Origin of the sequence: Halopenitus malekzadehii (assembly GCF_900108505.1) — an archaeon.
Lineage (GTDB): Archaea > Halobacteriota > Halobacteria > Halobacteriales > Haloferacaceae > Halopenitus > Halopenitus malekzadehii.
On sequence record NZ_FNWU01000003.1, the window covers coordinates 20,319 to 41,325 of the forward strand.

Genomic DNA, 21,007 nt, shown 5'->3' on the forward strand with positions numbered 1-21,007 from the left:
TCGTCGTCGGGTTCCTCGCGACCCCCGTGGTCACCCTACCACGGTCACCCAACCACGATCACCCGATCTCGGTCCGGAGATGGCTCCCGAGTAGCCCGCCGATCGCGCTCAGCGCGACCCAGTAGACGAGGATCGCCAGGATCGCGAGGACGACGAGCACCGCGATCGAGAAGCCGACGACCGCGTCGGGGACGAGCGGGAGGAACGCCAGCACGACGAGGAGGATCAGTATCGACGGGACCGACGCGAACAGCCCGGAGAGGCCGCCGACGATCGCGCCGTCTTCGGGATCCGGGCCCTGGAGGTAGCCGGCGAGGATCCCGCCGGCGATCGGCGACAGCGGGACCCACGTGAGGACGGTGGTCGCGATCGCGCCGATCGCGGCGTTGAGCAGGGTGTTGCCGTCGGTGTCCATACCGTAGATGAGGTCGGCATCGGGTATAAATGCGGGCACGGGCCACTTCCGGGACACCGTGGGAGATCTCGACTGATCGGCCGATCGCGTCGTTCCGCGCCTTTTAACCCCGAGACGCGCCAACCGCGGGTATGAGCGAACCACGCGTCCCGGGGACGGCGGACGCGATCGAACTCCCGTGCGGGGAGACGATCGGGCACGGCGACCTCGATCTCGGGATGCGCGAGTACGACTGCGCGTGCGGGGAGACGCACGCGGTGGTGATGGACGTCCATCCCCCGGAGCGGTTCCTGCCGGAGTTCCTCGTCGAGGTGTTGCGCGAGGCGGTCGAGACGACCAGCGAGGAGATGCCCGAGTTCGGCACGCCACACCTGCTCGGCGTCGTTCTGGAGGAGTTCCCCGACCGAGTGGTCGCCGAGGACGCCTCCGAGAACGCGGACGTCGGCTACGCGCTCGTCTGGGTGACCGACTTCGACTCCCGGCGGCTTCACGAGGTGATCGTCGAGCTCGTCATCGAGTTGATGGAACACGCCGTGAGCCACGCCGAGGACGACGGCGCACTGCGGGAGTTCGAAGAGCAGATGACCGAGTTCGACGTCGCCGAGTTCGTCGATCGATACCGGGCCGAACGCGACCTCGAGGCCGAGGATCCGTACGCCTAGCCGAACGCCGAGGTGGACCTCGAGACCGAGGATCCGGCCGCATAGCGGTCGGGTATATAAGCGATCGGACGGTGTCCGACGAACGTCAGACTCCTGTCTCACTGAACGCTATGTGTGTGGCTCCCGTACGTAAGACGTATGCACACCCGGAAGTTCGAACCGCTGCGCGGTGTGCTCGCCGAGGCCGATGAGCCGTTGACGGCGCGGGAGATCCTCTCGCTGCTCGAGGAGCGCGAGGAGTTCGACAACCCGCATCGTGTCGCAACCGTGTTGGGACGGTGGGCCGAACGTGGCGAAGTCGAAGTGATCGCCGACAGCCCCTACCGATACCGACTCAACACGTGACCCGCAGCCGGAAGCCGCGGAGCGTGATGATGACGGCTGACTAGCGGCGTGGCCGAGCAGGAACGTCGCCGGGACGACCTCGATCGTGGTACGTGACGCCATAACTTGCGAATTTCGAAAAACTCCTTCGAGAATCGCATTCTTTCGCCGGCCTTATTACGATGTACGCACTCCGAACGCATAATGAGCGACTCAGCAGTGGCCTCCGAGGCGACGGAGACGTCCGAGGACCGCACCATCCTGCTCATCGGGAGCGGCCCGATCCAGATCGGGCAGGCGGCCGAGTTCGACTACTCCGGCGCGCAGGCGTGTCGCGCCCTGCAGGAGGAGGGTGCCCGGGTCGTCCTCGTCAACTCGAACCCGGCGACGATCATGACCGATCCGGAGATGGCCGACCGCGTGTACATCGAGCCGATCACGCCCGAGGCGATCGCCGAGGTCATCCACGAGGAGAACCCCGACGGCGTCATCGCCGGGCTCGGGGGACAGACCGGCCTCAACGTGACCGCCGAACTGGCCGAGCAGGGCATCCTCGAGGAACACGACGTCGAGATCATGGGAACGCCGCTCGACACCATCTACGCGACCGAGGACCGCGACCTCTTCCGCCAACGGATGGAGAACATCGGTCAGCCGGTTCCCGCGTCGACGACGATCTCGCTGGGCGAGGACGAGTCGGTCACCGACTTCGACGAGGAGGCGTTCCGCGAGCGCGTCCAGGACGCCGTCGACGAGGTGGGCGGCCTGCCGGTCATCTCGCGGACGACCTACACCCTCGGCGGCTCCGGCTCCGGCGTCGTCGAGGAGTTCGAGGAACTCGTCGATCGCGTCCGCAAGGGACTGCGCCTCTCGCGCAACAGCGAGGTCCTCATCACCGAGTCCATCGCCGGCTGGGTCGAGCTCGAGTACGAGGTGATGCGCGACGCCGACGACTCCTGTATCATCATCTGCAACATGGAGAACATCGACCCGATGGGGATCCACACCGGCGAATCGACGGTCGTGACTCCCTCGCAGGTCATCCCCGACGACGGCCACCAAGAGATGCGCGACGCCGCGCTCGGCGTCATCCGCGAGCTGGGGATCCAGGGCGGCTGTAACATCCAGTTCGCCTGGCGCGATGACGGCACGCCGGGCGGCGAGTACCGCGTCGTCGAGGTGAACCCGCGCGTCTCCCGTTCCTCGGCGCTCGCCTCGAAGGCGACCGGCTACCCGATCGCCCGCGTGACCGCGAAGGTGGCGCTCGGCAAGCGCCTTCACGAGATCGACAACGAAATCACCGGTGAGACGACGGCCGCCTTCGAGCCGGCCATCGATTACGTCGTGACGAAGGTGCCGCGCTGGCCCATCGACAAGTTCGACGACGTCGACTTCGAGTTGGGCACGGCGATGAAATCGACCGGCGAGGCGATGTCGATCGGCCGGACCTTCGAGGAGAGTATGCTCAAGGCGCTGCGCTCCTCGGAGTACGACCCGGCCGTCGACTGGGTCGACGTCGACGACGAGACGCTCGAGGACGACTACCTCGAGACGCCGACGCCGGACCGTCCGTACGCGATCTTCGAGGCGTTCTCGCGCGGCTACACCGTCGATGAGATGTGCGATCTCACCGGGATCAAGGAGTGGTACGTCGAGCGGTTCAAACGCATCGCCGACGCCCACGAGGGCGCGAAACACGGCGAGTTCACGGAGGCGGCGATCGCCGGCTTCACCGACGCCGAGATCGCCGACGCAGCTTCCTCGGAGGCGCCCGCGGACGTCGAACCGCAGACGACCTCGACCGACGGCGGCACGATCGAGACGGTCTCCGTCGAGGAGGTCACCTCATCAACGCCGAGCCGCACGTTCAAGCAGGTCGACACCTGTGCCGGGGAGTTTGAGGCGACAACGCCCTACTACTACTCCGCGCGCCTGCCCGAGTACCTCGCCGGCGCCGACGCCGGCAGCGGCGAGAGCGACTACGGCGAGCTCCAGCGGATCGACCCCGACGTCGAGAGCGTCGTCGTCATCGGCGGCGGCCCGATCCGCATCGGGCAGGGCGTCGAGTTCGACTACTGTGCGGTTCACGCGGTGCGCGCGCTCCGCGAGATGGGGATCGACGCACACGTGATCAACAACAACCCGGAGACCGTCTCGACGGACTACGACACCTCCGACGGGCTCTTCTTCGAGCCGATCACCGCCGAGGAGGTCGCCGACGTCGTCGAGGCGACCGACGCCGACGGCGTGATGGTCCAGTTCGGCGGTCAGACCTCGGTGAACGTCGGCGAGCCGCTCGAGGCGGAACTCGAGCGCCGCGACCTCGACTGTGAGATCGTCGGGACCTCCGTCGAGGCGATGGACCTCGCGGAGGACCGCGACCGTTTCAACGCCCTGATGGACGACCTCGGGATCGCCCAGCCGGCCGGCGGCACGGCGACGAGTCGCGAGGAGGCGCTCGAGCTCGCCCACGGGATCGGCTACCCGGTCCTCGTGCGTCCCTCCTACGTGCTCGGCGGCCGCGCGATGCGCGTCGTCGAGGACGACGCGGAGCTCGAGGAGTACATCGAGGAGGCGGTTCGCGTCTCGCCGGACAAGCCGATCCTCATCGACCAGTTCCTCGACGACGCGGTCGAGCTGGACGTCGACGCCGTCGCGGACGGGGAGGACGTCCTCATCGGCGGCGTGATGGAGCACGTCGAAAGCGCCGGCGTCCACTCCGGCGACTCCGCGTGTATGATCCCCCCGCGTTCGCTCGACGATGACACGCTCACCCGCGTGCGCGAGGTCACCGAGGAGATCGCGACCGCGCTCGATACGGTCGGCCTCCTGAACGTCCAGCTCGCGGTGACCGGGGTCCACGATCCCGGCGCCGACCCGACGGTCTACGTGCTTGAGGCGAACCCCCGATCCTCGCGGACGGTCCCGTTCGTCTCGAAGGCGACCGGGGTCCCGATCGCGAAGATCGCCGCCACGGTGATGGCCGGCGAGTCGCTTGCGGACCTCGACGTCGACGAACAGATCCCCGAACACCTGAGCGTGAAGGAGGTCGTCCTCCCGTTCGACCGCCTGCCGGGGTCGGACCCGCGTCTGGGCCCCGAGATGAAGTCCACCGGCGAGGTGATGGGCACCGCGACGTCGTTCGGCAAGGCCTACGACAAGGCCCAGGACGCGACCGGCAAGCCGATCCCCGAGGAGGGGACCGCCGTCGTCGACCTCTCGGCCGACCAGTTCCCCGACCCGGGCACCGAGGCGGGCGAGGCGCTCGTCAACGGCTTCGCGGAGCACTTCGAGCTGTCGACGGCCACCGATCTGATCGAGGCCGCCCGCTCGGGCGAACTCGACCTGATCGTCTCCCGCCAGCGTGACCTGCTCGAGGTCGCCGTCGAGGAGGAGATCACCTACTTCTCCACGCCGGCGAGCGCGAAGGCCGCCCTCGAGGCGCTCGACCACGCCGACGACGATCTGGACGTGATGGCGGTCTCGGACCGCCCGAAGCGCGTCGCCGACTGGGGCGCGGCCGAGTAGTCCGCCTCCGTCGTCCTTGACCGATTCGCGTCCGCGCACACGGTCGGAACTCGCCGAAGTCGTTACCCGGTTCGCCACCCATAGCCATCGGTATGCCGACCGACCAGCCGTCGACGGATGGCCCGGCGTCGCCGCCGGACGACGAGACCCCAGGCAACGGAATTCCGGCCGAGGAGGTTCCGGTGGGTGAGATTCCGGCCGACGAGATCCCGGCGGCGGTCCCCGGTGAATCACGGGTCCACGAGACGAACGGCGTTCGGCTCCACGTCGTGGAGGCGGGTCCCGCGGACGGCAAACTGCTCGTGCTCCTCCACGGATTTCCGGAGTTCTGGTACGGCTGGCACGCCGCGATCGAACCGCTCGCGGCCGCGGGGTTTCGCGTGGTGGTCCCCGACCAGCGCGGCTACAACCTGAGCGAGAAGCCCGACGGGATCGCGCCGTATCGGATCGACGAGCTGGCCCGCGACGTGGCGGGATTGATCGACGCATACGACCGCGAGACGGCGGTTCTGGCGGGCCACGACTGGGGCGCGGCGGTCGGCTGGTGGATCGCCCTCCACCATCCCGACCGACTCCGGCGGTTCGTCGCGGTCAATCTCCCGCATCCGACCGTCTTCCGGCGAACGCTTCGACGGTCGTGGCGCCAACGCCGTCGAAGCTGGTACATTCTGGCGTTTCAGTTCCCCTGGGCCCCTGAACGGATCGCCCGAGTGAGGAACTGGGCCCCGGTCGTCGAGGGAATGCGTCGATCGAGTCGGCCGGGCACGTTCGATGCCGAGGATTTCGACCGGTATCGCCGCGCGTGGGATCGACCCGGAGCGTTCACCGGGATGGTGAACTGGTACCGGGCGGTCGGGCGGGAGCGGCCGACGCCGACGCACACGATCGTCAACGTCCCGACGCGCATCGTCTGGGGAGCCGGGGACCGGTTCCTCCAGCGGTCGATGGCCGTCGAGAGCCTCGCGCACTGTTCGAGCGGGACGTTACAGACGGTCCACGATGCGACCCACTGGATCCTCCACGAGCATCCGAACCGGGTGGCTCGGGCGATCCGCGAGCACATCGAGTGAGAGGAAGAGCCTCGTGGGTCACAGATACGGCCGTTCAGGCGGAACTGGCCCCGAGATCCGACTCATCCAGATAGAGACGGTAACACGGTCCCGCCAGAAGAAGGATCGCGACGCTGGCCATCCCGAGCAGCAGAACCGGGTCGAACGTCACCCCGCCGCCGGCGAGCAGCCGATCGGCCGAGACGCCGACCGCCACGCCGGCGATCACCCACGGCGTCTCGCCGATCGCGGTCCCGAGGAGGAAGGGGCGGACGTCGACTCGGGTGACCCCGGCCACGATCGAGACCGCGTCGGACGGGACCGGCAACAGCCGGCTCGCGGCGATCGTTCGCGTCGCACCGGCGGCCGCGACGAGGCGCACGCCGACACGCGAGAACCGGCTTCCGGACGGGTCCCAGCCGGCACGGGCGAGCGCGTACGGCGGGAGCGCGGTGGCCGTCACCAAGACGATTCCGGCCGGAACCCCCGCCCAGCCGTAGCCGTAGCCCGCGGCGACCGCGATCAGCGTCGTCGGAAGCGCCAGCGCCGGGCGGACGACCGCGAGTCCACACAACGCGACCGCGAACAGCGCCGGCTCGTCGACGACGCGTTCGACGGGCGCCACGAGCGTTCGCGGGCCGGCCAGCCACGCGATGGCAACGATGCCGGCGAGAACGGCCAGTCCGGCGGCGAGACGACGCTTCACGCGACCGGCTATCCGGTCGACTGATAAACGCCTTGTGGAGCCCCGATGGGGCGATCGGCGAGGCCAACCGCGGATCGTCTCCCAGGGTCGTCCTGTCAGTTTTTATGGACCGCCGTCGAACGGGGGTGTGTGGACCGCGATCGCCAACCCGAGGCCGACGCAACGCGCGACCGGAAGCGCGAACTCGGGATCGAACTCCTCGCCAGCCTCGAGGTGGAGTCGATCCCGCTCGCGGAGGCGATCGACCGGATCGAGACGGTGACCACGAGCCCCTCGCTGACCCGGGAGATCCTCGATGCCGCCCGAAAACGCGGCGTCATCGACCGGGAGGACGGCCGGATCCGGACGCGACGCGGGGGGACGTCCGTCTCCCCGGAGGAGGGCATCACGCTCCGCGAGGGGACCTTCGAGTGCCGTCGCTGTGGGACGTCGATCTCGACGGGACACTTCATCGAGTTCGAAACCGGCGAACTCGGTCCGTTCGGCTCCTCGTGTGTCCGGATGGTGCTCGGTCGAGAGGAGTGAACGGCGGGGCGGTCTCCTCGAAGTTCCGTAACTCGGTCGGTGAAGTATCCCGGCTGGAGTGGGTGGTTCCCCGGTTCCCGGTTGCAGGACCGGTCAGCGGCCGCGACGAAGCTCCTCGATCAGCTGCTCGATGAGCGTGGCCTGCTCATCGATCCGCTCCGCCTGCGTCTCGACGGCCGCCCGAAGCTCGGCGACCTCCCGGGCGAGGGCGTCGTCGGTCACGCCGGCCGGCTCGAACCCCGAATCTCCGAAGTCGGCGTCCGCCGCGGACGCGTCACCGGGTGCACCGGCGGCTTCCGCAGCCGACCGGGACCCATCGGGCTCGCCACGCGCGGCGGTACCGTCGAGGGCCTCGCCGCGAGGCGATCGTTCCGAGGAGACATCACCCGTCCCGTTCTGTGAGGCGCCGGTCCGTCGTGCGGTTTCAGTCTGCGACGGTCCGGCTTGTGCGGCCTGTGCGGCGTCCGCGTCGGAGCGGTCCGACGACGCCCCGTCGACTGCCGCCGACGAGGCGGACGGGTCGGGCGCAAGCGGGTCACCGGATCCCGCCGATCCGGCGTCCTCGGGACCGCCCCCGTTGTGCTCCGTCGTCCCCGTCGCTCCCGCGGTTCCGGCGGGTACGTCGGCGCCGGAATCGACCTCGGGATCGGCGGCGTCGGCGTCCGCCGCCGGGGAGGCCGAAAGCGGGTCGACGCCGACGCCGAAGTCCGGCGAGTCCTCCCCGCCGGCGTCATCGGACGCCTCCTCGGCATCCGCCTGGTCCTCCTCGCGGACGGCCCGCAACTCTGCCGGGCTCTCGACGTCGTGGTAGGCACAGACGGCGTCAGCCAGTGTCTCACGGACCTCACGGGCCGATTCGTTCGGGGCCTTGAACCGCTCACGACGGTCCCGCATAGCGAGGACGACCGAGGTCGCGACGGTTCCCTCCTCGAAATCGAGGTCGATCACGCCGTCATAGTGGAACTCCTCGAACTCCTCGTCCCAGACGACCGAGCCGATGTGTTTGACGAGCCGGTCGCTCGTGATGATGAGCGTCAGTTCCGAAAAGCGGAACGTGCTGATGACCGACTCACCAGGATCCGTGACCCCCGCCGCAGAGAGCACGCCTGCGAGGATCGGGTGGAGGGCGTCGTCGGTTCGTTTCGCGGGGACCGTGATCGTCTCCTCGCCGTCGAGCCCGCGATCGAGGGTGATCTTCGTCTTGCGGCGGCCCTCGGAAACGTCGACCCGCTCGGCGCCGTGTGGGTAGGCGTCGACGGTCTCGTCCGAGAGCAGCCCGTCCGACCGATAGACGAGCGTTCGTGTCGGCGTCACCGCGAGGACGTCCTCGCCGCCGAGATCGACGCGGGCGACGACGTCCTCCTCGCCGACTGCCGATGCGAGCAGGTCGGGAAGACTCATTGGAAAATCCATTCGCCGCGCCAACTATAAATCCGCGGGTCGATCGCGGACGGTGGGGACCGATCGCGGACGGCGAGGGTCGATCGCCGCCATCGCGGGGTCGCTTGCACCCGATCGACGATCCCACCTCGGCGATCACGCCATCCCGACCATCCCCGGCGACCCCCACCCTGTCCCGCGGTCGCAAACTGCCTGCGGATGGGAAGGTTAAAGGTCGTCATCCCGGTACGTGCAACTGCGGCCGGGTGGCTTAGCTGGACATAGCGCCGCACTCATAGGGTTCAGAGATTCGGTGCGGCAGTCGCCTTGGAAGCGTCCGCGACCCCACCGGGGCCCCGCCGAGCCTCGGACCTGGGCGATGCGGAGATCGCGGGTTCGGAGCCCGCCCCGGCCATATTCTCATCCGTGTTCGTCCGGGCTGGTTCGCCGACGAGCCGACGGTATTTATTCATTGGCGCGATCGATCGTGTGTATGAGCCTCGACCGATACGCCGACGCGATCGCCGACCTCGATCCCGACCAGGGCGAGGTCCAAAGCACCGAAGTCGTCGTGACCGACGACGTGCTGGTGAAGGCGTTCGTCCTCGCGCCCGGCGGGGAGATCGCACCGCACGAACACGACGGCGCCACCAACGTCTTCCACGTCCTCGAGGGATCTCCGACCATCGTTCGCGGGGCGGAGACCGAACGGATCGAGGCGCCCGGCGTCGTACACAACGAGCGCGGGGTCGCCCACGGCGCCCGCAACGAATCCGACGACCGGGCCGTACTGACCGCGAGCCTCTGTCCGCTCCCGTGACCGATGAGCGCCGAGATCGACGTCGACGAACTCGAACCGTTGATCGAGAGCGAGGGAGATTCGCCCGCGGGCTCGCTCGTGATCGTGGACATCCGGTCGACACGGACCTTCGATCGCGGCCACATCCCCGGCAGTCGGAACGTCCCGGCCCCCGAGTTGCGGAGCCGCCTCGAGGAGATGGCCGATGCAAACCGGATCGTGACGGTCTGTCCCCACGGAATATCCAGCCAGCAGGCGGCCGATCTGATCGCGTCGTCCACGATCACGGCAGACGTGACCGTCGAGAGCCTCCGCGGCGGACTGGCAGCTTGGGACGGCCCGATGGAGACGGCCGCGACCGGCGCCGGATCGGCTGACGAGGGGCTCCACCAGGGATCGGCGGACGAAGGACCTTACCGGGAACCGACGGATGAGGGACCTCGGCGGACGGGTCCGAACGGGTCTGACCCCGAGGCACCGTTTTGAGGCCGACCCGCAAACCGTCCGGGGACGACCCGCAGACGGCCTGCAGACGGCCCGCTGACGATCGTCCCCCGTCCGCCTCTACGATCGTCGCGTTCGCGCCGCAACGAGAATGGACGCGAGCAGCAGCACGACGATCGCCACCACAGGACCGAATCCGGGGACACCCTCATCGGTCCGCGTGTCCGAGCCCGAGCCGACATCGGTCGATCCGCCGGCAGCGGAGTCGCCGTCCGCGGTCCCTTCACGGTCCTCCGTGACCGTGAGCGAGACGCGCTTCCCGCCGAACTCGATCGTCGTCTCACCGAACTCGGTCGACCCGTCGGAGCGCGTTCCGGACCCGGATCGCGTCGGTCGTCGCGGCGGACGGCGCCTCGTCGATCGCAGCGGACGATGTATCGGCCGTTGTAGTGGCCGGTGCCTCGCTTGTCACGGTGGCCGGCTCCCCGCTGGTCACGGTCGCCGGTGCCTCGATCGCCGTCGGCACTGCCTGTTGGGCGGTCAGGTCCGCACCCGCCATAACCGGAGCCGAAACGACGCGGGCGAGGAGCAACACCGGCAGAGCGAGCGCGATCACCCGGTGAACGTGCGCGCGCATACGCCGTGACGCGCGACGATCGCCTTATAACTCGGGGATGCACCGTCGACGAGCGGACGCCCGTCGACCGGATCACGCCACCGTCTGACAAACCCTTAAGTAGCAGGGCCGACCAATAGTCGGTGATGGGCAACAAGAACAAGACCATCTCGTTCCGCGTCAACGAGGACGCCTTCGAGACCCTCCGCGAGATCGCCGAGCAGCGCGACATCTCGTTGTCCGCCGTGTTCCGCGATTACGTGGACACGCTGGTTGCCCACGACGGCAAGGTCCGCGTCGTCCCCGAACACGAACTCGAGAGCGCGGGCGAAAGCGACGACTCCTTCCCGCCGAAGGTGGAGGTACCGAAGAGCTTCATCCGCGAGCACGAGCGGCTGGAGCTCGAGGCCGACCACCTCCGCGAGCAGCTCGAGGAGCACAAACGCTACGTCACCTACCTGCGCGAGCAGCTCGAGGACGAGGACGAGGAGGTTATCCAGCTCGAGGAGCTCGACGGCGACGCCGATGAGCCGTCCTTCCGGCTCGGGTGACCCCTCCGAGGACTGCGTCCGGATCGTCAGGCGGCTCGATCGGCGAACTCGGCCGCGGACGTGCGCGTTCCCTTCGTGATCAGGACGTCGCCGGCCTGCAACACCGTATCGATGTCCGGGCCGACGAGCCAGCCCTCCCCCGGCCGTCGAACCGCCAGGACGCTCGTCGAGACGGATGTCTCGGGAACGCCCTCGTGGATCGCGGTCCCGTCGAGGTCGCTGTCGGGATCCACCGTCGTTCGAGTGATGATCTCGTCGGACTCCTTGACCGCCAGCTCCACGACCGGATGGACGTCGAGGTCGCGGAGGACGCCCTCGGTGATCTCCACGGCGGCGTCGGAGATGACCTCCGTCGCGACGCCGAGGTGGATGAGCCCCCGGAGTGCGACCGGGTCGTCGGCCTCCCGGGCCGCCCGGAGCGTCCACGCCTCGAATCGGGACTGCAGCGCGTCGACCTCGACCTCGAGGTTGCTCACCTCCTCGGCCAGCTCCTCGGCGTCGAACAGCACCGATCCGTAGGCGAGATCAACCGCGAGCTCCGAGAGATTCTTCATCAACACGATCGAATCGACCGCCCGCTCGAGGTCCGAGACGTCCGGCTCGATGGGCTCGTCGGCCACGTAGGCCTCCTCGGTCGCGGTCTCGTGGACGTCCGGGATCGACGCCTCCGGCCCGCGGAAGATGGCCACGTCGTCGGGACACAGCGTGGTCGTGGGGCCGGGATTCAGGATCCACTCATCCGCACGGCGGATCGCGATGATCCGGACGCCGGTCTCCGACTCGAGGTCGATGTCCTGTAGCGTCCGGCCGGAGTACGGCGATCCCTCCGCGATCGTCCCGCGAACGAGCAGTTCGACCGCCTCGGAGAGGGCGCCACGCATCGCGTCGGGGAGCCCGATCTCCTCTAAGACGACCTTCGCGATGTCACCGGCGGCATCGCTGATCTTGTCCGCGCCCGCGATCACGCCGAGAACCGGCGCGAGCTGCTCGGCCTCGTTCGGATTCCGGGCGGCAAGCATCAGGCTCATTCGGGCCCGCATCTGGAGAACGTCCATCTTGTGCTCCAGTTCGAGCACCTCGCGGGCGATGTCGGTGCTCTGGTGGAGGACGGCCGAGTACGAGAGGTCGATGAGCAGCTCCGCGGTGTCCTTCATCTCGACGAGCAGGTCCTTGACGCTCGCCGGCTCGTATTCGACCGTTTCGGGGGTCCGATCCCCCTCGAATCGTCCCATACGCGACACTCACCGGCGCGTGGCAAAAGCCTTGTCACGTCGCCGACGGACGGTTCGCGACGACGCTGACGGGATCCGGACCCTCATCGATCGCCGTCGCATCGATCGTCGCCGAGCGCCGCCCGCCCGCGGTCGGTGAGAGCGTACCGGACGGCTGTATCGGCTGCGTTCGTCTCACCGTCGGTCGGCGCAGTCGCCTCGCCGTCGACGGCGTCGACGAGATCAAGCAGCGCGAGCCAGCCGAGCAGATCGGCGGTTCGGTCGTGCCAGATCGTCTCCCACGTGTCCGGGTTCTTGTGGTGTTCGTAGGTCGGGACGTCGTCGCGAACGCGGTCGAACACGGCGTCGGGGGATGCACCACGCTCGCCAGCGTCGGTAGCGTGCTGATTGACCGCCGCGACCGCCGCGAGCGTTTCGGGAGCGAGCAGCACCCGGTCGAGAAACGACGTGCGGAGGTGCTCGACGGTCGGCTCGCGGTCGGTGCGGGAAAACCCGACGTCGGTTTCCTGCGCCAGCTCGAGGGCCCGCAGGAACGTGAGCCAGGTGCGTGCCACGTCGCGGCTCGGGAAGTCGAGCCGGCGTTGGAGCCGGGCACAGCAGTCCGACTCGTCGCCGGGAACCAGCGGAACCGCCCGTTGCGCCTCGCGAACGCGGTCGAGGGCGGCGGGCGGCGCGGGGAGCATCTTGAAACGCATCGGTGGGTCTCGTGGCGGGTTACTCGAAGCCGTATCCGGCGGCGTCAGTCATCCCGAACGACTCGGCGAGCAGATCCTCGTCGGTCTCCCCGTAGCTGTAGGTCGGACCGTCGACGACGTCGACGGTGACGCTGGCGGGCGCGAACACCGTCTCGGGGACGTCGTGGAAGTCCCAGTCGGCGTCCTCGAACACCTCGATGAAGGGGGTGCCGTAGTCGTCACGAACCGTGGAGACGATCTCGTCGAACCGGTCGTCGTCCCGGGCGACCTGGAGGTAGACCTCGCCGCCGTACGCGAGCGCGTCGTTGGTCCGACCCATCGCGACGTCCTCGTCGTAGCTCACCGGGGCCACCGGCGCGGAGCCGGTCGCCGTGAGGACGTCCGTCGGGTCGTAGCCGATCTCGAGCAACCGGAACATCGCGAGCTCCGGCGCGCGGGCAGCCATCGTGACCGAGCCGACGATCGAGCCGGTCGCAAAGGTCGGCAGGAAGACGCCGGACGTGTCGACGCCGGCCAGATCCGCGGCGTGCTCGGCGATCGCGTCATCCGGCAGCGACGCCGATTCGACCGCCAGCGTCGCGAACTCCGACTCGTCGTAGTAGCCGACGCGCTCGAACTCGGTCTCGCGGCCCACCAGCGCGCGAGCCGGTCCCGAGCCGAGCCCCTCGAAGTCATCGAAGGAGAGCTCCCAGCCGGCCTTCTGGGAGCACAATAGCGCGATCGCGGGATGGTCGGTCGAGACCTCGACGTACGGTCGGGGCGTGCCCGCCAGTTGCCCCGTCCGTGTCGTCAGGTTCGCCAGTCCGGCGGTCTGGATCTCCGCGAGCAGGATCCCCGCCTCGATGCCGCCGTCCGCCTCGACCCCGAAGTCGATGACGGTGGCCTCAGAGTCCAGCTCGTGGGGGACGATCTTGAGCTCGCCGGCAAAGTCGAGTGCCTCGTCGACGAGTTCGATCGCGGTCCGATTGATGCTGTCCATACGAACGCTGGGGACTCCTCGCCTAAGGGGCTTATCAAGCAGCCAGGAATCGTTCGTCGTTGGACCCGGTCGCCGCGCACGTCTCGACGACATTCCGGAGATCGTCGACGGTCCATCGCCGGAGGTTTATCCCGGATACCGACACATCCCGGGCCACGATGTTCGACGCACTCGCCCGGCGGTCCGACGACGCGATCTCACGACGGTCGATCCTCGGCGGAACCGCCGGGATCCTCGGCGCGGCAGCGACCGGCGGCGTCCTCCTCACCACGGGCCCGACCGTCGCAAGCGCCGCGATCGACGGCGACCCGGCGGCGCTGGAGGCGGGCGACACGCCGACGGTCATCAGCAACGACGGCGGGATCGAGGCCGTCTATCTCACGCCCGAGGTCACCGTCGAGTGGGCGAACTTCGGAAGCGGGGTCCAAACGATCGACCTGACGGTCGCGGTCGGGAGCGACGACGGCGTGGACACGATCGTCGAGGAGACGCTGGCGACCGCCACGGAGACGCCCGGCCCGATCGCCGAGACGAAACCGGCGGACGGAACGACCGGCTTCGGGGACGTTGCCGGCGCCCTCTCGCTCACGCTGGAGCGACTCGACGCGACGGAGATCGGCGACGCCGTCACGAGGGATTCGCTGAGCGACCCGACACTGCAGGCCGGGGAGACGGCCGCAACCGTGCTGGACGTGGTCCTCCGGGCGGATCTGACCGGCTATGAGGGCGAGTCCGAGACCGTGCTGCGAACGACGAGCTTCGAGGTCGCGGTTCGCAATCCGGAGGGGAGTGCCGACGCCGGCGGGACCGTGAACACGGAGGCCGTCTGAGCCGTGTCAATCGTGACGGGAGCGGGTGGCCTCGCGGCCGAGATGCTCCTCGACGGCCGCAACCTTTGCGGCGGCTGGGGCGTCGACGGTGCGCTTGTCGTCGATCTTCAGAACCGTCGAGACACGGTCGGCATCGACCGCGGTGTGGGCCGCCTCGACCGCCTCGAACAACGTCCCGACGTCGTCGGCCTCGATCACCGTCCCCATCGGGTTCGTCTCGTAGCTCACCGGGAAGTCGTCGAGGGCCGCGACGGCGGCGGCGACCTCCTCGGACATACTCCCCTCGATCACGGGCGCAACGCTCAACAGGGCAACGACGGTCATACGCGATCGATCGGTCCCGCATCGGCTTAAAAGCGGGCGGCGATATGGCGACGCTGTGACGTCGCGGCATCACGGCGTCGGGAGAGGCGGTGAGGGGCGATGAGGGGCCGACGGGTCAGTCCGCGAAGACGTCGGTGAGGAAGGACAGCTGATGGCCGATCGCGGGCTCGAAGTCGGTGCTGTAGACCGACCAGTGGTCGGCCGGCAGCCGGACGTAGGTCCCACGGGGAAGCCGGTCGGCCGCCCGCTCGACTGCGTCGACCGGTGCAAGCACGTCGTCAGCCCCCGCGAGCACGAGCGCGGGGACGCGGACGTCCGCAAGTCGGTCCGTGACGTCGGCTCGAGCGATCGACAGCAGCGAGCCTGCAGGAGTCTCGTTGCGCCAGTCGGAATCCCGGTCGACGAGGTCGAGATAGGCGCGTTTGGCGTCCGGCGCGGCGACCACCGCCCGATCCTCGGGATCCCCCGCGATCGGAACCGCCCGGCCGCCGGAGATTCCGCCCGGAATCACCTCGCCGATCCGACCGCGGATCCCGGCGCCGACCGCCCGGGCGAACGGACCGAATCCGCGCCGTCGAAGGTACGCGCCGCCATCGAGGATCGGGGTGATCGCCATCACGGCGTCGACGGCACGTCGCTCCTCGGCGACCCACAGGGCGTGTGCGGCCGCGAACCCGGCGCCGTAGGCGACGACCGAGGATCCGAGGTCGGGAACCTCCTGAACCCGGTCGACCGCGGCCGCATACGCGCGGCGGTGGCCCGCGGGATCGATCCGCTGGTCGTCGCCGTCGGAGTCGCCAAAGCCCGGATAGTCGAACCGGAACGCGGCATAGCCCGCGGCCGCGAACCGCTCCGCGATCGCCGGCAGCCCGAAGGTGGCCTCGGCACCGATCTCCGGTCCCATCACGACGACCGGCGGGTCTTCGGCCGGCGCGCTTGCGTCCGACGACGGGAGATACAGGCGGCCGCGACAGCTGCCGCCGGCACAGTCCGCGGTCAGCGTTCGGGTCGCGAACCGCTCGCGAGCCGGACGGTCGAGGTCGCGCTGGGCCCGGTTTCGGGGGATCCGACGAGTCATCGATCAGCCCCCTGATCGGGCTCCGGATCGGGTCCAGTGCCGGCCCCCTGATCGGCTTCCGTATCGGGTCCATCACCGGCGTCGGCGTCAACGTCGTGGACGACCGTCTCGAGCACCCGCGTGGAGAATTCGGTCTCCGTGAGTTCCTCGGCGACGAGGTCGTCGATCCACGCCGGGTCGACCGACCACCAGCCGAGCACGTCGCCGGGCGCGCGTATCACCGTCGCTTCGACCGGTTGTGGGTTCCACCGGCCCTGTTCGGCGAGATCGATGAGGGCGTTACACGCCCGTCCGATCTCGCGTTTCGTGACCGTCTCACCGGGGAAGGCGGTCAGGTACGTCACGTCGACGGTCCCCGCCGTGAGGGAGAGCGACTCGACGCTGACCCCGAAGCTTCGAAGTTCGTCCGCGAGCGCGTCCGCGTCCATACCGGTCGGTAGCGGTCGGCGTGGTAAATCGGTACCGGCAGCAAGACGGCGATCGGAACGTCCGAGTGAACGAGGATGTGAAACGGAACGGAATCGAACGAATCGGATCGATCCGGCGACTCGCCGGGGACTCACGGGATGGAGCGCGCGAAAAGCCGCGGACGGGGGGGATCGTCGGGGGGACGACGAACCAAGTCGCTTGTCAGAGGCACACGATTTGGGTTTCCCGCGCGGCACCTGGTTGTAGTGAATCGAGAATAATAACCTTTCCGTCGTGTGTGTTGATCACAGCCACGGGACCCGCGGGATTGATGCGGCTACGGACGCTGGGGTCGAGGCGTGACGCTTCGTCGCTCCCACGACTGCGTTCGCTGCGGGACGTCGATCGACCCGGGCGAGGAGTTCGGCGCCGTGGATGTTCTGGATCCGGTCGGGGAGCTGCAGGTGTTGGTGTGTGTCGACTGCGCGGCGGATCTGCGGGCGTTCCTGGACGGGACCACGAACCGCAAACCGGGTGACTCGTCAGGATCGGGCGATCCGGCCGACTGAGGATCCGAGCGATCGAGGGGTCGACCGACCGAGAGAGCGACCGATCGCCGTCGACACCCATTTCGGCGACAGGCCCGAACGCCGGATCGAGATGGATCCGATCGAGGCGTTCCGAGCCGATGGCGCCGCCGTGGCGGTCGTCGGCGCCGGCGGCAAGAAGACGACGATGTACACGCTCGCGAATCTGCTCGACCACGCGGTCGTCACCGCGACCGTCCGGATCCCGATCTTCGATCCGAACGTGGCGAGCGTCTCGGTCACGGCCGATCCGGTCGAGCGGCTCGATCGAATCACGACGAACCCGAAGGCGGCGTTCCCGCTCGGGTTGGTCCCGGCCCGCGAACGCGAGGACCGATATCTCGGCTACGATCGAGAGACGGTGAGTCGGATCATCGAGGCCCACGACGGGCCGGTTCTCATAAAGGCGGACGGGGCCCGGACGCGGGAGTTCAAGGCGCCCGGCGAGTCGGAGCCGCAGATCCCCGACGCCGCGGACGTGGTAGTGCCGGTCGCGAGCGTCGCCGTCGTTGGCGAACCGCTCACCGACGAGCTGGTGCACCGCCCCGAGCGCGTCGTCGACGTCGCCCGCGGATCCGGGCTCGACGTCGCGCTCGGCGATACGGTCACGCCCGAACTCGTCGGCACGGTCCTGGCCAGCCCGGACGGCGGACTCGCCGGCATTCCCGACGGCGCGTCCGTGATCCCTCTGCTCAACAAGGTCGACGATGCCGACGCGGCGGCGACCGCCCGGGCGGTCGCGAGCGTCGTTCGGGAACGGATGGCTGAGCAGCGACGGAAGTCGCGAGGCACGTCGTCGTTCCCGTCGGTACCCCACGTCGTGCTCGGGCGGCTGATCAACGGGAACGTCGTCGATCTGGTGCCGGTGGACGGCGACGATCCGACGGTCGAGTGACCCCGCGAGTTGAAACCTTTTTGAGCGTGTCGCCCCGAGACCCGCCGTGTACGACGCGGTCGTCTTCGACAACGACGGGGTGCTCGTGGGACGGACCCCGTTCGACACTCTCCGGGAAGCTGCCTGGAACGCCTTCGAGAGCGTCGGCGTCGAGGACCCGGACCTCGCACACGTCGACGACCTCGCGATCGGCGTCACGCCGGCCACGCTGACGGACGTCTGTGAGCGATACGACGTGGATCCGGCCGAGTTCTGGCGCGCCCGCGACCGGACCGCAAGCGACGCGCAGATCGACGACGCGCGAGCCGGACGCAAGACTCCCTACGAGGACGTCGACGTCATCGACGATCTCGACGCCTCGCTCGGGATCGTCTCCTCGAACCAGCAGGCGACCGTCGAGTTCCTGCTCGACCACTTCGAGCTGTCCGAGCGCTTCGAGGCCGTCTACGGCCGCGAGCCGTCGATCGTCAGCCTCTCGCGGAAGAAGCCCTCTCCGTACTACCTCGAGCGAGTCCTCGAGGACCTGGATGCGGAGACGGCGCTGTTCGTCGGCGACAACGAATCCGACCTCGAAGCCGCTGACAACGCGGGGATCGACTCCGCGTTCATCCGCCGCCCGCACCGCCGTGAGTTCGAATTGAGCCGAACACCCACCTACGATATCGACGACCTCCACGACCTCGTGAGCATCTGCGGCCGCCGGTGACCGGCCCCCGCGGTCGTCGCCGACGAGGCTTTCCGCGTCGCGACCCTCGGGAGAAACATGGCTGCGGACACATCCACCACTGCGGACGACCGGCCGGTCGATCTGGACACCGGCGACGACCTCGACGCGTTTCTGGCGACACACGACGTCGCGCTCGTGGAGTTCTACACCAAGGGGTGCACCCTCTGTCAGTCGGTCGAACCGGTCCTCGGAACGGTCGCCACGGCGACGGACGTCGCGGTCGCGACCGTCAACCCGCGGACCGACCTCTCGCTCGTGGAGGCGTACGGCGTTCGGAGCGTGCCGACGCTCGTGTTGTTCGTCGACGGAGCGCCGGTCGACCGGCTCGCGGAGGGGTTCGTCGGCGTCGAGCGAGTTCTCGAGCTGATCCGGACGCACGCACCCGAGCGCGTGCCCGAAGACGGAACGGCGTGAACTACCCCACCCTACCGCTCGGGCTGACGACCTCGCGCTTGAGGGTGGGGCTTCCTGTTTCAACGACGCGCTTTGTAACGGCCGCGCACGCCGATCGACGGGGATCGTGGCGGCGAACGCACGCGACTCCGGAGAAACGGACCGAACGGGCGAACCGATTCGGCGTCGACGACTACGCCGACGTCGGCGACATCTGGATGTTGAGGCTCTTCTGAATGATCTGGGTGAACGCCATCGAGCAGAGGAAGTACCAGACGATCCAGATCTGGATCGGGCCGAGGATCGGCTCGGTCCACTCGACGGCCTGGCCGGCGATCGGGATCACGAGTTCACCGAGCTGGTAGTTCGCCTCCGAGCCGCGGTAGCCGACGACCCAGAACATCCAGAGGAACGCCGGGATGGTGAGGAACATGATCCACACCATCGGGCGGAACTGCTCTTTGAACATCCCGAGCTGGTCGCCCATCGCCTCCATCTGCTCGTCCTGGATCGCGTCGAGCGCCTCCTGGTCGTCCCGTTTCTTTGCCTCCTTGCGGCGTTCCTGGATGTTCTTCATCCGATCTTGATACTGACCCATCTTCTCCATATCCATCAGGCCGGCGCGCAGAAGCGTCGAGTAGAGGCCGGTCGCGAGGGCGACGACCATAATGACGACGTGGAAGGGGACGACGTTCATCAGCGGGCCGAACACGACGTCGACGGCACCCGCGATGACCTGCCGGACCGGGGCCCATGCGTAGCCGGCGAAGAGGCCGACGGTCGCAAGCCCCGCGGCCTTGTCCCACTTCGACCAGGACGTTCCCTCGGGGGCGTCGGCGTCGCCGCCCGAAGTGATCGGTCCCGAATCGTCCGCGGACTCGAGACCGTCCTCGATCCCCGCACGATCGGCGAGCGCGAACCCGGATTCGCCGTCCTCGAGGATCCCCTTCTCGATCAGCCGGCCCCACTGACCGCTCGAGATCTCCTCGCGGACGTCGACCCACTTGACCTCCCCGTCGGACGCGTGATCGAGGACGACCTTGATCGCCTCGCGCATCCCGTCGTCCTCGGCGACGAGGCTTCTGACCTTCCGTTCGACCGTGCTCATTGTCACGCGGTAGGAAACGGACCGTTAAGAACCTTTTAGCTTGGCGCCAGGAGCAGCCACCGCGCGGCGGGGAACCGCGACCGCGCGGTCCCGAACTCGGCCGTTACTCCGCGTCGAGGACGTCGGAGATGCGGTCGAAGACCTCTTCAGGGGCGGCTTCGCCGTCTATCTCGACGAGATCGCCGGTCTCCCGGAAGTGTTCGATGACGGGTTCAGTGTTCTCGCGGAAGACGGAGAGACGCTCGCGAGCGGTCTCCTCGGTGTCGTCCTCCCGCTGCACGAGCTCGCCGCCGCAGTCGTCACAGACGCCCGACTCCTCGGGCGGGGCGAACTCGACGTGGAAGTTCGCACCGCAGTCGTCACACACCCGCCGACCGGTCAGCCGGTCGACGAGGACCTCCTCGTCGACGTCGAGGAAGATCACGGCGTCGAGGTCGGTGATCTCCGAGAGGTATTCGGCCTGATCGAGGTTCCGTGGATACCCGTCGAGGACGTAGCCGTCGGCGTCCGCAAGCGCCGCCTCGACGATCTCGTTCACGACGGGATCCGGGACGAGTTCCCCGGCCTCCATGAACTCCCGCGGCGTGCCGTATTCGGTTTCCAGATCCTTCCGGGCGCGCAGCGCGTCGCCGGTCGTGACGTGTTCGAGGTCGTACTCGTCGGCGAGTTTCTTGCTTTGGGTTCCCTTGCCCGCACCGGGCGCACCGAGCAGCAGCACGTGGTGGCTCATACCCGAGGTGTCGGCATCCGCA

Annotated in this window: 26 protein-coding genes and 1 tRNA gene; 14 read left to right on the forward strand and 13 right to left on the reverse strand. The window is 68.4% G+C overall.

From position 1 onward, the window contains the following. Positions 1–58 precede the first annotated feature (58 nt). Positions 59–415 (reverse strand): DUF5518 domain-containing protein, encoded by a 357-nt coding sequence (locus tag BLW38_RS07325; RefSeq protein ID WP_092816500.1) that lies wholly within the window; start codon positions 413–415, stop codon positions 59–61. 131 nt (positions 416–546) lie between these two features. Between BLW38_RS07325 and BLW38_RS07330 the strand changes: the two genes are divergently transcribed. The 4 genes from BLW38_RS07330 to BLW38_RS07345 all read left to right on the forward strand — a co-directional run bounded on the left by BLW38_RS07330 (position 547) and on the right by BLW38_RS07345 (position 5,999). After that, positions 547–1,077, forward strand: coding sequence for a DUF5815 family protein (locus BLW38_RS07330; protein ID WP_092816502.1), 531 nt, complete (start codon positions 547–549; stop codon positions 1,075–1,077). 138 nt (positions 1,078–1,215) lie between these two features. Then, positions 1,216–1,422: a helix-turn-helix domain-containing protein gene (locus BLW38_RS07335; RefSeq protein ID WP_092816504.1), complete on the forward strand. Its 207-nt coding sequence runs from the start codon at positions 1,216–1,218 to the stop codon at positions 1,420–1,422. Positions 1,423–1,605: 183 nt separating this feature from the next. Further along, positions 1,606–4,929: a carbamoyl-phosphate synthase large subunit gene (carB, locus tag BLW38_RS07340; protein WP_092816506.1), complete on the forward strand. Its 3,324-nt coding sequence runs from the start codon at positions 1,606–1,608 to the stop codon at positions 4,927–4,929. Between the two features lie 92 nt (positions 4,930–5,021). After that, complete coding sequence (locus BLW38_RS07345) at positions 5,022–5,999, forward strand: alpha/beta fold hydrolase (RefSeq protein ID WP_092816508.1); 978 nt, start codon at positions 5,022–5,024, stop codon at positions 5,997–5,999. 34 nt (positions 6,000–6,033) lie between these two features. Here BLW38_RS07345 and BLW38_RS07350 read toward each other — a convergent pair whose 3' ends face one another. Continuing rightward, entirely contained in the window at positions 6,034–6,684 is a 651-nt protein-coding gene (locus BLW38_RS07350) for a TVP38/TMEM64 family protein (RefSeq protein ID WP_245710095.1), read from the reverse strand. 129 nt (positions 6,685–6,813) lie between these two features. On the opposite strand from BLW38_RS07350, the gene BLW38_RS07355 reads away from it, so the two are divergent. Then, a complete protein-coding gene (locus BLW38_RS07355) occupies positions 6,814–7,209 on the forward strand; it encodes a DUF5830 family protein (protein ID WP_092816512.1) in 396 nt (131 codons plus the stop codon). Positions 7,210–7,302: 93 nt separating this feature from the next. Here the strand turns inward: BLW38_RS07355 and BLW38_RS07360 are convergent, their stop codons facing one another. After that, positions 7,303–8,610: a DUF7115 domain-containing protein gene (locus tag BLW38_RS07360; RefSeq protein ID WP_092816846.1), complete on the reverse strand. Its 1,308-nt coding sequence runs from the start codon at positions 8,608–8,610 to the stop codon at positions 7,303–7,305. A gap of 239 nt (positions 8,611–8,849) precedes the next feature. Between BLW38_RS07360 and BLW38_RS16220 the strand changes: the two genes are divergently transcribed. From BLW38_RS16220 to BLW38_RS07375, 3 genes are all read left to right on the forward strand, one after another. Further along, a tRNA-Met gene (locus BLW38_RS16220) sits at positions 8,850–9,004 on the forward strand. A gap of 78 nt (positions 9,005–9,082) precedes the next feature. Next, a complete protein-coding gene (locus BLW38_RS07370) occupies positions 9,083–9,409 on the forward strand; it encodes a cupin domain-containing protein (protein WP_092816514.1) in 327 nt (108 codons plus the stop codon). A 3-nt stretch (positions 9,410–9,412) separates the two neighbouring features. Continuing rightward, positions 9,413–9,874: a rhodanese-like domain-containing protein gene (locus BLW38_RS07375; protein WP_092816516.1), complete on the forward strand. Its 462-nt coding sequence runs from the start codon at positions 9,413–9,415 to the stop codon at positions 9,872–9,874. A gap of 78 nt (positions 9,875–9,952) precedes the next feature. Here the strand turns inward: BLW38_RS07375 and BLW38_RS16820 are convergent, their stop codons facing one another. Then, positions 9,953–10,270, reverse strand: a complete 318-nt coding sequence (locus tag BLW38_RS16820) for a PGF-CTERM sorting domain-containing protein (RefSeq protein ID WP_143040828.1) — start codon at positions 10,268–10,270, stop codon at positions 9,953–9,955. Next, the gene (locus BLW38_RS07380) at positions 10,173–10,469 is read right to left on the reverse strand and encodes a hypothetical protein (protein ID WP_092816518.1); all 297 of its coding nucleotides are present in this window, start codon (positions 10,467–10,469) and stop codon (positions 10,173–10,175) included. Before BLW38_RS07380 ends, BLW38_RS16820 begins: the two co-directional genes overlap by 98 nt. Before the next feature lie 125 nt (positions 10,470–10,594). On the opposite strand from BLW38_RS07380, the gene BLW38_RS07385 reads away from it, so the two are divergent. Continuing rightward, on the forward strand, positions 10,595–10,999 hold the full coding sequence (locus BLW38_RS07385) for a ribbon-helix-helix protein, CopG family (RefSeq protein ID WP_092816520.1): 405 nt from the start codon (positions 10,595–10,597) through the stop codon (positions 10,997–10,999). Between the two features lie 26 nt (positions 11,000–11,025). Here the strand turns inward: BLW38_RS07385 and BLW38_RS07390 are convergent, their stop codons facing one another. The 3 genes from BLW38_RS07390 to mch all read right to left on the reverse strand — a co-directional run bounded on the left by BLW38_RS07390 (position 11,026) and on the right by mch (position 13,905). After that, positions 11,026–12,231 carry a potassium channel family protein gene (locus tag BLW38_RS07390; RefSeq protein WP_092816522.1) on the reverse strand — a complete coding sequence of 402 codons (1,206 nt, stop codon included), beginning with the start codon at positions 12,229–12,231 and terminating at the stop codon, positions 11,026–11,028. 83 nt (positions 12,232–12,314) lie between these two features. After that, positions 12,315–12,926 carry a hypothetical protein gene (locus BLW38_RS07395; protein ID WP_245710096.1) on the reverse strand — a complete coding sequence of 204 codons (612 nt, stop codon included), beginning with the start codon at positions 12,924–12,926 and terminating at the stop codon, positions 12,315–12,317. Positions 12,927–12,945: 19 nt separating this feature from the next. Continuing rightward, the gene (gene mch / locus BLW38_RS07400) at positions 12,946–13,905 is read right to left on the reverse strand and encodes a methenyltetrahydromethanopterin cyclohydrolase (protein WP_092816524.1); all 960 of its coding nucleotides are present in this window, start codon (positions 13,903–13,905) and stop codon (positions 12,946–12,948) included. A gap of 158 nt (positions 13,906–14,063) precedes the next feature. On the opposite strand from mch, the gene BLW38_RS07405 reads away from it, so the two are divergent. Continuing rightward, positions 14,064–14,735, forward strand: a complete 672-nt coding sequence (locus tag BLW38_RS07405; protein ID WP_092816526.1) for a hypothetical protein — start codon at positions 14,064–14,066, stop codon at positions 14,733–14,735. 6 nt (positions 14,736–14,741) lie between these two features. On the opposite strand, the gene BLW38_RS07410 is transcribed toward BLW38_RS07405, so the two are convergent. The 3 genes from BLW38_RS07410 to BLW38_RS07420 all read right to left on the reverse strand — a co-directional run bounded on the left by BLW38_RS07410 (position 14,742) and on the right by BLW38_RS07420 (position 16,565). Then, the gene (locus BLW38_RS07410; RefSeq protein WP_092816528.1) at positions 14,742–15,059 is read right to left on the reverse strand and encodes an MTH1187 family thiamine-binding protein; all 318 of its coding nucleotides are present in this window, start codon (positions 15,057–15,059) and stop codon (positions 14,742–14,744) included. A 115-nt stretch (positions 15,060–15,174) separates the two neighbouring features. Next, positions 15,175–16,137, reverse strand: coding sequence for an alpha/beta hydrolase (locus tag BLW38_RS07415; protein ID WP_092816530.1), 963 nt, complete (start codon positions 16,135–16,137; stop codon positions 15,175–15,177). Then, complete coding sequence (locus tag BLW38_RS07420) at positions 16,134–16,565, reverse strand: hypothetical protein (RefSeq protein ID WP_092816532.1); 432 nt, start codon at positions 16,563–16,565, stop codon at positions 16,134–16,136. Before BLW38_RS07420 ends, BLW38_RS07415 begins: the two co-directional genes overlap by 4 nt. Positions 16,566–16,904: 339 nt before the next feature. Here BLW38_RS07420 and BLW38_RS07425 point away from each other — a divergent pair, with 339 nt between their 5' ends. From BLW38_RS07425 to BLW38_RS07440, 4 genes are all read left to right on the forward strand, one after another. Continuing rightward, positions 16,905–17,114 (forward strand): hypothetical protein, encoded by a 210-nt coding sequence (locus BLW38_RS07425; RefSeq protein WP_092816534.1) that lies wholly within the window; start codon positions 16,905–16,907, stop codon positions 17,112–17,114. A gap of 91 nt (positions 17,115–17,205) precedes the next feature. After that, positions 17,206–18,027, forward strand: a complete 822-nt coding sequence (gene yqeC, locus BLW38_RS07430; protein WP_092816847.1) for a selenium cofactor biosynthesis protein YqeC — start codon at positions 17,206–17,208, stop codon at positions 18,025–18,027. Between the two features lie 46 nt (positions 18,028–18,073). Beyond that, complete coding sequence (locus BLW38_RS07435; RefSeq protein ID WP_092816536.1) at positions 18,074–18,733, forward strand: HAD family hydrolase; 660 nt, start codon at positions 18,074–18,076, stop codon at positions 18,731–18,733. A 57-nt stretch (positions 18,734–18,790) separates the two neighbouring features. After that, a complete protein-coding gene (locus BLW38_RS07440) occupies positions 18,791–19,168 on the forward strand; it encodes a thioredoxin family protein (protein WP_092816538.1) in 378 nt (125 codons plus the stop codon). A gap of 172 nt (positions 19,169–19,340) precedes the next feature. Here the strand turns inward: BLW38_RS07440 and BLW38_RS07445 are convergent, their stop codons facing one another. Then, on the reverse strand, positions 19,341–20,255 hold the full coding sequence (locus tag BLW38_RS07445; RefSeq protein ID WP_092816540.1) for a DUF106 domain-containing protein: 915 nt from the start codon (positions 20,253–20,255) through the stop codon (positions 19,341–19,343). Positions 20,256–20,358: 103 nt separating this feature from the next. Continuing rightward, positions 20,359–20,985, reverse strand: a complete 627-nt coding sequence (locus tag BLW38_RS07450; protein WP_092816542.1) for an adenylate kinase — start codon at positions 20,983–20,985, stop codon at positions 20,359–20,361. Positions 20,986–21,007: the final 22 nt, after the last annotated feature.

What these genes read in the sequence shown, in the direction of transcription:
- BLW38_RS07325 (WP_092816500.1), bottom strand. Translation starts at nt 415, where the DNA reads ATGGACACCGACGGCAACACCCTGCTCAACGCCGCGATCGGCGCGATC.
- BLW38_RS07330 (WP_092816502.1), top strand. Translation starts at nt 547, where the DNA reads ATGAGCGAACCACGCGTCCCGGGGACGGCGGACGCGATCGAACTCCCG.
- BLW38_RS07335 (WP_092816504.1), top strand. Translation starts at nt 1,216, where the DNA reads ATGCACACCCGGAAGTTCGAACCGCTGCGCGGTGTGCTCGCCGAGGCC.
- carB (WP_092816506.1), top strand. Translation starts at nt 1,606, where the DNA reads ATGAGCGACTCAGCAGTGGCCTCCGAGGCGACGGAGACGTCCGAGGAC.
- BLW38_RS07345 (WP_092816508.1), top strand. Translation starts at nt 5,022, where the DNA reads ATGCCGACCGACCAGCCGTCGACGGATGGCCCGGCGTCGCCGCCGGAC.
- BLW38_RS07360 (WP_092816846.1), bottom strand. Translation starts at nt 8,610, where the DNA reads ATGAGTCTTCCCGACCTGCTCGCATCGGCAGTCGGCGAGGAGGACGTC.
- BLW38_RS07370 (WP_092816514.1), top strand. Translation starts at nt 9,083, where the DNA reads ATGAGCCTCGACCGATACGCCGACGCGATCGCCGACCTCGATCCCGAC.
- BLW38_RS07375 (WP_092816516.1), top strand. Translation starts at nt 9,413, where the DNA reads ATGAGCGCCGAGATCGACGTCGACGAACTCGAACCGTTGATCGAGAGC.
- BLW38_RS07380 (WP_092816518.1), bottom strand. Translation starts at nt 10,469, where the DNA reads ATGCGCGCGCACGTTCACCGGGTGATCGCGCTCGCTCTGCCGGTGTTG.
- BLW38_RS07385 (WP_092816520.1), top strand. Translation starts at nt 10,595, where the DNA reads ATGGGCAACAAGAACAAGACCATCTCGTTCCGCGTCAACGAGGACGCC.
- BLW38_RS07390 (WP_092816522.1), bottom strand. Translation starts at nt 12,231, where the DNA reads ATGGGACGATTCGAGGGGGATCGGACCCCCGAAACGGTCGAATACGAG.
- BLW38_RS07395 (WP_245710096.1), bottom strand. Translation starts at nt 12,926, where the DNA reads ATGCGTTTCAAGATGCTCCCCGCGCCGCCCGCCGCCCTCGACCGCGTT.
- mch (WP_092816524.1), bottom strand. Translation starts at nt 13,905, where the DNA reads ATGGACAGCATCAATCGGACCGCGATCGAACTCGTCGACGAGGCACTC.
- BLW38_RS07405 (WP_092816526.1), top strand. Translation starts at nt 14,064, where the DNA reads ATGTTCGACGCACTCGCCCGGCGGTCCGACGACGCGATCTCACGACGG.
- BLW38_RS07410 (WP_092816528.1), bottom strand. Translation starts at nt 15,059, where the DNA reads ATGACCGTCGTTGCCCTGTTGAGCGTTGCGCCCGTGATCGAGGGGAGT.
- BLW38_RS07415 (WP_092816530.1), bottom strand. Translation starts at nt 16,137, where the DNA reads ATGACTCGTCGGATCCCCCGAAACCGGGCCCAGCGCGACCTCGACCGT.
- BLW38_RS07420 (WP_092816532.1), bottom strand. Translation starts at nt 16,565, where the DNA reads ATGGACGCGGACGCGCTCGCGGACGAACTTCGAAGCTTCGGGGTCAGC.
- yqeC (WP_092816847.1), top strand. Translation starts at nt 17,206, where the DNA reads ATGGATCCGATCGAGGCGTTCCGAGCCGATGGCGCCGCCGTGGCGGTC.
- BLW38_RS07440 (WP_092816538.1), top strand. Translation starts at nt 18,791, where the DNA reads ATGGCTGCGGACACATCCACCACTGCGGACGACCGGCCGGTCGATCTG.
- BLW38_RS07445 (WP_092816540.1), bottom strand. Translation starts at nt 20,255, where the DNA reads ATGAGCACGGTCGAACGGAAGGTCAGAAGCCTCGTCGCCGAGGACGAC.
- BLW38_RS07450 (WP_092816542.1), bottom strand. Translation starts at nt 20,985, where the DNA reads ATGAGCCACCACGTGCTGCTGCTCGGTGCGCCCGGTGCGGGCAAGGGA.